Genomic DNA, 12086 nt, shown 5'->3' with positions numbered 1-12086 from the left:
TTTTAAAAATCAAGAGTTAATCCAATGTTATATGATCTGAAAGATGGATAAGTAGCATACATTTGTTCCGGGTCCATATCTTTCACATGGTCAAATGAAAACAGATTCATACCTCTGGCAAACAGGTTGATATTGCTGAGTCTGATCTTGTTTACCCATGATTTAGGTAAAGTATAGGCCAACTCCACATTTCTCAGTTTCAGGAAATTGCCGTTTTCAGCCCAGATAGAACTTTCCCTGAAATTATTATCATTCTGTTTAGTTGTCAGACGCGGATACCGGGCATTGGTATTCTCCGGTGTCCAGCGATTTTCCAGATAATGTTGAGAGACGTTCTTATTACCGACCAAAGGACGGTACATACTTGACATATTTCTAACTAACGTATAGTTGGCTACTCCCTGGAAATCAGCTTTCAGACTTACATTCTTATATCCCAATCCAATAGAAAACCCGTACATAATTTCCGGCAAAACAGTACTGTAACCGATAGCCACCTTATCATAATCATCGATCACCTTATCACCATTCTGGTCTTTATATTTTACATCGCCCGGAACCACATTGGAGAAAGACTGTGCAGGACTGCCCGCTATATCTGCCTCATCCTGAAAGAAACCGATAGCCTCCAAACCATAATACTGCCCGATCCGGTTTCCTGTATTTTTCAGGTAATCATACGGTTTATATCCTTCGTCCATATTTACAATCTCATTACGGGCAAAAGTGAAATTACCAGCCAGCATATAGGTGAAATCTCCGATACGGTCACGCCAGGAAAGACCGGCTTCAAATCCATAGTTCTTAACTTCGCCATCATTCAAAATCGGTGTGCTGACTCCCAACACGGAAGAGTAAATAGCAGAGGAGTTCACCAGAATATTCGTCCGCTTTTCATAAAAGGCATCCGCTGATAAAGACAATCGTTTGAATACTTCCATATCGATACCGAAGTTAAACTTATAGGCTGTTTCCGGCTTCAACTTCAAATTAGGTAAACGGAACTCGCCATTACCAGATACAGAGTTATTATTATCTCCGAAAAAATAGGAGCTGATGCCCGTTTTGAAATAATATTTATCATAATCATAAGCAAACCGGTCACTTCCGGTAATACCCCATGAAGCCCTCGCTTTCAGATAATCTATCGCTGTAACTTCTTTCATAAAGTCTTCGGAAGAAATGACCCAACCGGCAGAAACGGCAGGAAAAAATGCATACTTATCAGAACTTCCCAATACACTCGACCCGGAATAAGTCAACACCAAATCGGCCAGATACTTGCTTTTATAAGCATAGCTTGCATTTCCTATATAACTCTGCCGTCTATACGTATTATTAATTCCTTTCAGGGAATTTTCTTCCTGATGATAAATGACCGCAGCATTCAGTTGATGCATATCCTGCCAGTTTTTTTCGTAATTGACTTTTGCCTCGAATGTTGTTACACGGTTCTGATATCCCAGGCTGGAACTGAAAGACAAATCCGTTTCCTGTCCGTAACGTGTACGGGTTATGTCGGTAATAGTACCTCCGTTATCCCTGACCGGCTGCAAACTTTCATACAGATAATTCTTTGTTTTATTATCCCAATAGCTGGCCCGGTTATCATAAGCAATAGCAAGCTCTGCACTCAAACCGGAAGTAAGAACCGACAGGTCCTGGATAATCCGCAAGTCGGCATATAAAGCCCGGTCATTTCCAACGGAAAAACCTTTAGCCACCGATTCTGCAACAGGATTTTTGCGTACATTATCACCGCCCCATACACCAGTACTCGTCTTTACCGGGAAAGCCGCTGCCGGAACATCATAGATCATCGGGAACAAAGTCGAATACTCCGTTGCCGGACGATTATGTTGCGACAATTCACCCAACAAATTCAATTTTACCAGCGTGAGTTTTGTCGCATTAATATCGAGGTTCGCCCTGGCACTCAGTTTATCCCACGACATCTGACTGGAATAATCCGGGCTGAAATAGTTCTCATTCATAAAACCGTTATCGCCGATGTAATTGATTGCAGCAAAATAACTCACATTCTTTCCCCCTCCGGTAAAAGAAGCATTAAACTGATGAGTCGTTCCTTTATTTTTCAATACTTCATCCTTCCAGTTCACATTCGGGAAAAGCTCCGGGTTAGAACCCGTACGAAAAGCTTCCAGATCAGAATTGCTATACAAAGCAGACAGTCCGTCCATCCGTAAAGCTTCGTTCATTGCCAATGCATACGTATATCCGTCCGCCATATCGGGGAGACGAAATAGAGTATTTATCCCGAACTGATAGCTTGCATGCACTTTCATTCCTTCCAAAATACCGCGTTTGGTAGTCACCAGAATGACACCGTTTGCACCCCGTACACCATACAAGGCCTGCGATGCAGCATCTTTCAGAACCGTAACACTCTCTATCTCATCCTGTGACAAGGAACTGAGGGGGCGTTCAAAACCGTCGATTAGAACCAAAGGAGTTCCTGCCCCCATCGTGGCAAGACCTCTCACATACATTGTCGGATCATTATCCCATGCTACAGTCGAGCCTTGCAGACTGAACAATCCGGGAAGTTTTCCATACAGGGAATTAGCCGGATTAATATCAGACGTTTTAGAATCATCCATATATATCGTGGAAACTGCCGCCGTACTTTCTTCGCTACGCCCGGATAAATTGAATCCACGGTTTATCATTTTTGTATCCTGTGCATAGGAGAAAACAGACACAGACAAAAATGCAGCTACATATATTTCTTTTATTATTTTCATAACCTGCTTTTATGATTTATCAAATGAATTACCATCCCGGATTCTGGACCAATCCATAACCTTTATTAATCTCTTCAGGCGGGAATGCACACAAATACCATTTGGGCGACCAGTTCTTCTTCCAGTAACGTTCGGCCAACTGCCATTTTTCATATTTATAAGAACCGTCTGCCTGACGCCAGATTTTTACACCGTACAGAGGTTTGGTAAAATCTTCCGCACGTTTCCAGCGGACCAGGTCAAACCATCTGATCTCTTCAAAACCAAATTCCACGGCACGTTCATTCAGTACCATTTCACGGAATTGCTCCTGTGACAGATTACGCTGCAACTTCGGTAAACCGACCCGTCCGCGGACTTTGTCTACCCACTCATAAGCTTCACCCGTACGTCCGAGTTCATTCAAAGCCTCCGCATAGCTCAGATAAATCTCAGCCAGACGCAAGTAAGGCCAGTGAATAACCGAACCGGTCAGAGTGGCATAATCATGTTCACGAAGGAATTTACGCATAACGGAACCGGTACGGCAACGCGTCGAATTTTCAGTATTCTGTTCTTGTCCGCCGATATAGGTTTCAGCCGTACGTCCCTGCCATTTGTCGCCATTAATAACAAGAGTTTCATACAACCGGGGATCTCTGCCATCGAACGGATTGACGCCCTGCGGTATATTATCCCAGTCTATATTAAAAGACGTTCCGTCGGCATTACCGAACATATCCATATAATTCAATGTCGGACAGCTACAACCATACCAGCCGGCCGACTGCATAAAATAAAAATTTCCATCCCAAATATCCGGGCAAGTATAAGCTACACGCGTAGATATCAGCACTTCACCGTTTCTTCTTTTATACCATGCATCCTGAAAATCCTGCCGGTAATCCCCTGTCTCAACCAACTGGTAGTTATAAGAACCCGAGTTGTTCGCCTGTTCGAATTCTTTACAGGCATCCACAACATCCTGCCAGCGTTGATCGGATTTATTTCCATACCAAACCATCAGGTTCGTACTGGCTTCGCCATCCAGATAAGGCTGGTTGTCATTAAACAAAGGACTAGCTGCAAATAATAGCACACGCACCTTTAATCCGAGTGCAGCAGCCTTGGTGAAGCGCCCGTCTTCTTCCACCGATACCTGCCAGGGAAGTACGGATGCGGCTTCATTACACAAATTGACGATAAAATTAACCGTCTTTTCAATGGTTTCACGCGGATAATTATAGTCATCGCCCGGATAAATCGCTTTATCAATCAAAGGCAAGCCGCCGAAATGACGCATCATTTGAGTGTACTGTACTGCTATCACCATCTTGGCTTCACCCTTACGGATAGCCTTTTCTTCTGCTGTCATATCCGGTACCCTGTCTACGTTTTCCAGGAAAATATACGCTTTACGGATGGCTTCCCAACTGCGTTCTTTTGTGTAAGCATACATTACATCATAGGTGTCGGCAACCGAAGCATTATATTGTCCGTTATAATAATGGCGTTCCGCACCACATCCCCATCCCAGATAAGACTGGCAAAGGTCGGTTGTCGATTCAAGCAGATCCACTCCCAGTTTGTCTTCGGCAGGGTCCCAACTGTACATAACCCCATAAGGTAAATGTCTGTAAGCCGCAGCCAGCGCACGTTCGGCATACTGCTTGGAGGCAAAAATCGTATCCAGGGTAACATCAGCTCCCGGAGCCTTTTCCAGAAAATCATCGCCTATCTTCAAGTCGTTACATGAACCGAAATAGAAAGAGGCGGCTATTATAGATATTGGTATTAATAATCTTTTCATACTATTGTATCATTAGAAATTTACATTCACTCCAAAATTGTAAATACGCGTATTGGGATACTTGTTCTTATTACTGATTTTTGATTCCGGGTCGATAAATCCCAGATGGTCAAATGTCAGCAGGTTATATCCGTTGGCAAACACCCTGAGTTTCTGAATACCGACTTTCTTCAACACATCCGTATTCAACGTATATCCTATCTCCAGGTTCTTCAAACGCAGATAAGAGGCATCTCTCACCCAGAAATCCGACATTTGCGAATTATGCATTCTGTTGGTTTGAGTAAAACGCGGGAATTGGGCCGATTGTCCTTTCTCTTCTGTCCAACGTTCCTCGACCATCCATTTCATCAGGGGAGCGTCACCGGTATTGAACGGACGGGTAAAGTCTTCTTCCAAACGTCTGGAAACGTTAGTTGCCCCTGTCCAATTCATCGAGAAGTCAAAACCTTTATATTCAAATCCGGCATTCAGACCGAAAATATACTCGGGATTTTCTCCATAACCGAAATAAGTTTTATCATCCCCATCGATTACTCCGTCATTATTCAGGTCTTTGAACAGAATATCACCTGGCTTGAATGTTCCCGACTGCGTAGGGATTCCCGTGATTGTCGAACCATCCTCATTAAAGTCTTTTGCCTCGAAGAAACGATCGAAAACATATCCGTAATTCAAACCGATAGAACGTCCTGTTTCATACATATAAGGTTCATTCTGTGGAATTTCATCTTTATAAACAATCTCATTTCTGGAAAAAGAGACATTTCCTTTCAGCCAGTAGCGGAACTTGCTGCCAATTTTATCGTTCCATCCCAAAGAGATTTCATATCCTTTATTGTTCACTTTACCCAAATTGACAGCAGGCAGGTCGGCTGCAACGAATCCCGGAACTGTATTTTGCTGAATAAGAATATCCTTACGTTTCTCAAAAAATACATCCAGAGAGAAATTCAAACGCTGATCCAGCAGATTCATATCCAAACCGTAGTTTTGTTTGGCAGCCTTCTCCCAGGTAACATCCGGATTTCCCAAAATCAGTTCCGATGCGCCCGGATAAGCCTGCGGAGTATTCACTCCCCAATAATATCCACCCGAACTGGCTGAATATGAGTCCGGCAAATACAAGAAACGTTTATATTCATTCAATATGTCGTTACCTACCAGACCGTAAGAAGCTCTTAATTTAAGGAAGCTGATAAAATCTACCTGCTTCATAAACTTCTCTTCCGATATCACCCAACCGAGTGAGGCAGCCGGAAAAAATCCGTACCGTTTACCCGGAGCAAAGTTTTCCGAACCATTATAACCGGCATTGAAATCGACCAGATAGCGGTCTTTATAAGCATAGGTGACGCGCCCAACCAATCCCAAATATCCTTTCGGGATATCCGTATTAGCCTTGGGATAATACTGTTTGGTCATATTATACAAGAGCAAGCCGCCGACTTTATGATCCCCGAAAGTACGGTCGTAACGTAAGCTGGCCTCTACATACCAGTCACGCGTTTTGGTACTCCAGTCCTCCGACGCAGACAAAGCACTCGCTGTACCTTCAAGCTGATACACAATCGTATGATCAAAATTAGGATCATCAATAGCCAATCCCGGATCGGTCAGACTGGATTTGTAGACCGGAGTATACGATTCCATCGAGCCGTTCCATGATTTACTTCCCGTATAAGAGGTATTGTAAGCTCCTTTAATATTAAAAGAAAGACCTTTGGTGATGAAATCCAGTTTCTGTGTTAAATCCATATCCAGATTCATCGTATTTTGCGAAGCCTCTGTATATCCTTTTCCATAATACATGGAGAACAGGTTACGCATTGTCATCGGGATATAACGGTTCTTAATCTGAACCAGATTTCCATCTACAAAGCCCGGACTGGAGAATGGTTGTACACGGAGAATCTCCATCCATAAATTGTTTTGTTCGCCGAATTTAGGATCCTTCTTTGTTTCCAGACGTCCGCCCAACCCCAATTTCAAAGTAGTGCTCTTAGTTACGTTAATGTCGAGATTCGCCCGGTAGTTATAACGATTATTTTTATAGTTCGGATTATAACTTTCATAAAATCTCTTCAGCAAACCATCCTGATACAGATAACCCAGGGAAATAAAAAACTTCACATCCTTCGTTCCTCCCGAGATATTCAGGTTATGCTGGGTTTGCAAAGATGTTTTCTTAAACATCAAATCTTCCCAGTTCGTATTCGGGAACATGATCGGATCGGCATTCGTCCGGAACATATCCAATACATAAGGCGAGAATCTCAAATCGTTGGGACCTAAATCGGGATTGTCGCTCAATTGCATTTCATTGAAATATTTGGCATGGTCATAACTCCCCATCATTTCCGGAACACGCATCGCTTCACTGATACCGACTGAAGAAGACAGCGATATTTCCGTACGTCCTTCTTTTCCTCTGCGTGTCGTTACCAGGATAACTCCATTCGCACCCCGTACACCGAATACGGCCGTTGCCGAAGCATCCTTCAAAACAGTAATATTCTCTATTTCATTAGGGTCCATGCGGAAGAAAGAACGTTCCACCCCATCCACCAGAATCAATGGTTGTGAGCGGGCGCCATCCAAAGAAGCAATACCTCTGACAAATATTTCCGGGTCTTCAGCTCCGGGCTGTCCGCTATACTGAACGGTTGAAATACCCGAAACAGAACCGGCCAGCATATTACCGATACTGGACGTGGGCGATTTCAACAAATCTTTTGTGTCTATCGAAGAAACAGAGCCGGTCACAGTCAGTTTCTTCTGGGTTCCATAAGCGATAATTTGCACCTCTTCCAGCAATACATTATCGGAAGTCAAAATAACATCTATGACTTTTCGGTTACCAACCTTTATATCCTGAGGCGTATAACCCAGATAAGAAACCTGAAGAATATCATTATCCGTACATTCAATTTCATAATTTCCATTCATATCAGAAAGAACTCCCTGGGTCGTTCCTTTGATAGAAATCGTGGCTCCTATCATTAATTCGCCAGCATCGTCGCTGACCGTTCCCTTTACCAGCTTCTTTTGTCCTTTTTGCTGGGTTATAGACGGGACATTACTATCCGGACCGGAAGCAAAGGCTGGATTGTTAGCTTCAGCCTGTACATCTGGTCGTATAAACAAAATAAGCAGCAACAGTACGCCGACCTTTTGAAGGGGACTACCTACCAGCTTATACTTAGCCTGTACTTGATTCATAAGTTTAATCGTATTTTTAGTTTAAAGTCAAATTCACCAATCATTTTTCTAAGAGTCCGTCGATTAGACGGAGGTGGTCCTTTCTGCATAATAATTACATTTTTTTTCATCTGATTTCAAATTTAAGATATACCGACAAATGTATAGTCTGCTTTCAAAAAGGGCGTCAAATCCTGTCTAAAAGTATTCCTCTATCGTATAATCATTTATTAATCAGCAGATAACAATCAATAGTTTTGAGTACAAATTCACTCTTCAGGCTATTATCCTTGTTGGGAAATTCATTGTTTAGCCGTATATTTGTAAAAAAAGTAAAACTGAATTATGAAATTTTTTTCACACATAGCATATATTATTCTACTCTGTCTTTTACCTGGTATCGGACAATGTAACAACGCCAGCTATTACTTCAAACAAATAGCAATCGAGCAGGGATTATCACAATCGAGCATCAACTCTATTCTATGTGATCATAAAGGAATATTATGGATAGGAACAAAATCCGGATTAAACTGCTACGACCAACATGAGCTAAAAAGCTTCTTCAACGAAAAAGACAATAAATATTCGCTTCCCGGTAACCACATACAGTTTGTTGCGGAAGATTCACTCAATAATCTTTGGGTTTCTACTAACAAGGGACTGGTTAAATATAATCCGGACTATAACCACTTCGACCCGATCATAAAAGAAAAGATATTTTCTTATCTCTGTATACCCGGAGGGATTCTTTTCGGAGGAGAAAAAACACTCTACCGATTCGACTACAAAAACAAAAATACCGAACGTATCCTTCTCCATACGGAAAATCACCTACGGGAAACCGGAGAATACTCCATTCTCAACATATTAAAGATAGAAGGAAATAAAGTATTACTGAATACAAAAAAACATGGGCTGCTCACCTATAATTATACGACAAACGAAATTTATAAAGATAACTCGTTGCCGTTTACCAATACCGTATCCGCCATTTTTATCAATGAAAAAGGATATATTTACCTGTCACCATACAGACAGGGACTTTTCTGCTACGATCCGAAAGGGAAATTGATCGCCCACTATAAAAGTGAAGACTCTAAACTCAGTAACAATATCATTCTCAGTATTCTGGAAAAAGACGGAAACATATGGATAGGGACAGACGGAGGAGGAATCAATATTTATCATCCCGACACAAAAGATTTTACCGTCTTACAACACATTCCGGGAGATGTGAATTCACTTCCCGTCAATTCCATCACTGTTCTCTATATGGATAATGAAAATAACCTCTGGGCAGGGAGCGTGAGAGGCGGTATATTCGGAATTAAAGAAACTTATATCAAGACATTCAAAGACGTAGCCTTAAACAACACCAACGGATTAAGCGAAAAAGCCATTACCAGCCTGTACGAAGACAATGACAGTCTTTTATGGATCGGGACAGACGGCGGAGGAATCAATGTATACAACCCATTTACCGATACATTCAAACAATTCACCTCCACCTACGGCGATAAGGTGACTTCCATCACCGGCTTATCCGACACGGAGCTTTTGGTTTCGTTATTTAACCAGGGAATAGTTGTCTTCAACAAGCAAACGGGAAAATACACCCCATTTACCATTGTCAACGACCAGATCAATACAGAAGAATGTTATTACGGCTTTATGCCCCTGGCGCATAAAGTCAGCAACGACAAAATATATATTCTGTCGCTCAGTGCACGTATCTACTATCCTGAAACAAAGACCTTTTCTACCCTAAAAACAAAAGAAACCGATTTCTCCCTGGAAGCGTTGAATCTGACCTATGCGGACGATTCGCTTATTTTCATGATAAAAGAGAATTATGTCTTACAGACATTACAAAAGAACGACAGCCTGTCCCTTCTATTCACCACTGAACCAAGCGAAACGATCCATACCCTGTGTTATGACAAAAAAGGGACCGTCTGGATAGGAAGCGACCAGGGACTCAGTTATTACAATCTGAACGAGAAAGTATTACACCGAATCAATACCCGGCTTTTCAATAACGTGTCTTATCTTTTCTTCGACGATAAAGGGCGTCTCTGGATAGGTGCACAGAATATGCTCTTTTCGTATGTTATCGATGAAGGGAGATTTATTATCTGGAGCGAATCCGATGGATTTTCGCCGAATGAAATCCTGTTTATGTATCAGGAACAGTCCAAAACAAATAACATCTACCTGGCAGGAACCGACGGACTGGTAAAAATAGATAAGAATATTTCCTATAATGACGATCTTCAACCGGAAATTGATTTATCCGATATTCTATTCAACGGGAGTACCTATCTGAAACAATTCAACACGACTCACCGGTCGGTTGCAATTCCCTGGAATTATACATCTCTATCGGTCGTATTCAATATAAATCAGAAAGATATATTCAGAAAAACAATGTTCCGATACAAAATAGAAGGGGCAAACGAGCAATACATCGAATCTTATAATAACAAACTAAACCTACCGGTATTACTCCCGGGAAGTTATTCGATTATTGCATCCTACAATACGAAAAGCGGGATATGGAGCCAACCCAAAAAGATACTCACACTCCATATCACTCCCCCTTGGTATAAAAGTAACCTTTTTATTTTCAGCATAATTCTGTTAATCTTAGGAATTATTACCGTCACGGTATATATTATCCTGAAGAAAAAAGAAAACCGACTGAAATGGGAAATGAAAGAACATGAACAGGCCATGAACGAAGAAAAGATACAGTTCCTGGTCAATATAAGTCATGAACTCAGGACTCCCCTTACACTCATTTACGCCCCGTTGAAAAGACTTATCGACACCAGCCATGAGAATCTGACTCCCGAAGTTATTCACGGACAGTTAAATACTATTTACAAACAGTCGAGAAAAATGAAAAACCTGATTAACATGGTTCTCGACCTGAACCGTATCAAAACGGAGCAGAAGTCTTTACAGAAACAGCCTCATCCATTAAATAAATGGATAGTATCCGTCTCCGAAGATTTCAATACTGAATTAAAGGAAAAGAGTATCCAGCTGATATATCAGCTGGATACTCAGATTGAATCAATCTGGTTCGATGAATGGAAATGCCAGACTATTTTTTCCAACATACTGATGAACGCCCTCAAATTCAGTGAACCGGAGACACAAATAACAATATCGACCCAACTAATAGATAACTATGTCAGAGTCGCCGTCGCAGACCAGGGTATCGGTCTGCAAAATGTGGACCCGAAAAAGCTTTTCAACCGTTTTTATCAAGGTGAACATAATAAGAGCGGTAGCGGAATCGGTTTATCTTATGCCAAAGTATTGATTGAAATGCATGGAGGGCGGATAGGCGCCTATAACAATCCGGACAGAGGAGCTACATTCTATTATGAGTTACCCGCATTGACCGATAGCATCAACTCCGGACAGCAAGAGGTACAGGAAACAGAGATTAGCGAAAATCTATCTATACCGTTAGACTTGTCCGCGACCGGAATTTCCTGCGCGGGATATTCTTTACTCATCGTAGAAGATAAAGATGAACTCCGCCTTTTCCTGAAAGATTCGTTCAAAGATATATTCAAGCAGGTTTATACCGCAGAAAATGGTCTTGCCGCCCTGGAAATAACCAAAGCCAAACAACCGGATATCATCGTCAGCGACGTCATGATGCCCCAAATGGACGGCTATGAACTCTGTAAGAATATAAAAAACGATATTGAAATCAGCCATATCCCCATCATCCTGCTGACAGCCAAATGCGATCAGGAAAGCACTGCACAAGGATATAAGCTCGGTGCGGATTTTTATATCCCGAAACCGTTTGAGTTAGACTTCCTGCTGACTATCATTCTTAATTTGCTGAAAAGCCGGGAAGCCGTCAAACAAAAATATAAGGAATCTTCTACCCTGCTCCTGCCACAGGAAGTCACGATCAGCAATGCGGATGAACACTTCATGTCAAAGATGAATGAACTGATAGATAACAACCTAGCCAACCCGGACCTCGATGTAAGCTATCTGATGAAAAAGATGACCATGAGCCGTGCTTCCTTATATAATAAGGTAAAGGCTCTGACCGGTATGGGCGTTAACGATTACATCAATAAAATCCGTATAGAGAAAGCCTCTCTGATGCTTATACAAACGGATTTGACCATATCGGAAATATCATATGAAGTAGGTTTCACTTATCAACGGTATTTCAGTACCATATTTAAACAAGTTAAAGGAATGACTCCAACCCAATTTAAAGAAGAAAACAGAAGGAAAGAGAGCTGACAGGGGAAAAGAAAATACGCCGCCGCTTCACAGCAACAGCG

4 protein-coding genes are annotated in these 12086 nt (G+C 41.8%); 1 reads left to right on the top strand and 3 read right to left on the bottom strand.

Annotated elements, in window-relative coordinates:
• Positions 1-2: 2 nt before the first annotated feature.
• Genes HMPREF1535_RS08705 through HMPREF1535_RS08695 form a run of 3 tightly spaced genes read right to left on the bottom strand, consistent with a single transcriptional unit; the run spans position 3 to position 7776 of the window.
• Positions 3-2765: a SusC/RagA family TonB-linked outer membrane protein gene (locus HMPREF1535_RS08705; RefSeq protein WP_046145885.1), complete on the bottom strand. Its 2763-nt coding sequence runs from the start codon at positions 2763-2765 to the stop codon at positions 3-5.
• Between the two features lie 28 nt (positions 2766-2793).
• Entirely contained in the window at positions 2794-4554 is a 1761-nt protein-coding gene (locus tag HMPREF1535_RS08700; protein WP_010801137.1) for a RagB/SusD family nutrient uptake outer membrane protein, read from the bottom strand.
• 12 nt (positions 4555-4566) lie between these two features.
• Positions 4567-7776 carry a SusC/RagA family TonB-linked outer membrane protein gene (locus HMPREF1535_RS08695; protein WP_009860414.1) on the bottom strand — a complete coding sequence of 1070 codons (3210 nt, stop codon included), beginning with the start codon at positions 7774-7776 and terminating at the stop codon, positions 4567-4569.
• Between the two features lie 324 nt (positions 7777-8100).
• Here HMPREF1535_RS08695 and HMPREF1535_RS08690 point away from each other — a divergent pair, with 324 nt between their 5' ends.
• The gene (locus HMPREF1535_RS08690) at positions 8101-12045 is read left to right on the top strand and encodes a two-component regulator propeller domain-containing protein (protein WP_046145884.1); all 3945 of its coding nucleotides are present in this window, start codon (positions 8101-8103) and stop codon (positions 12043-12045) included.
• Positions 12046-12086 lie beyond the last annotated feature (41 nt).

This window comes from Parabacteroides goldsteinii DSM 19448 = WAL 12034 (genome assembly GCF_000969835.1).
Taxonomy (GTDB): Bacteria; Bacteroidota; Bacteroidia; order Bacteroidales; family Tannerellaceae; genus Parabacteroides; species Parabacteroides goldsteinii.
The sequence above is the reverse complement of the archived record's forward strand: the minus strand, read 5'-3'. Positions and strand labels throughout refer to the sequence as shown.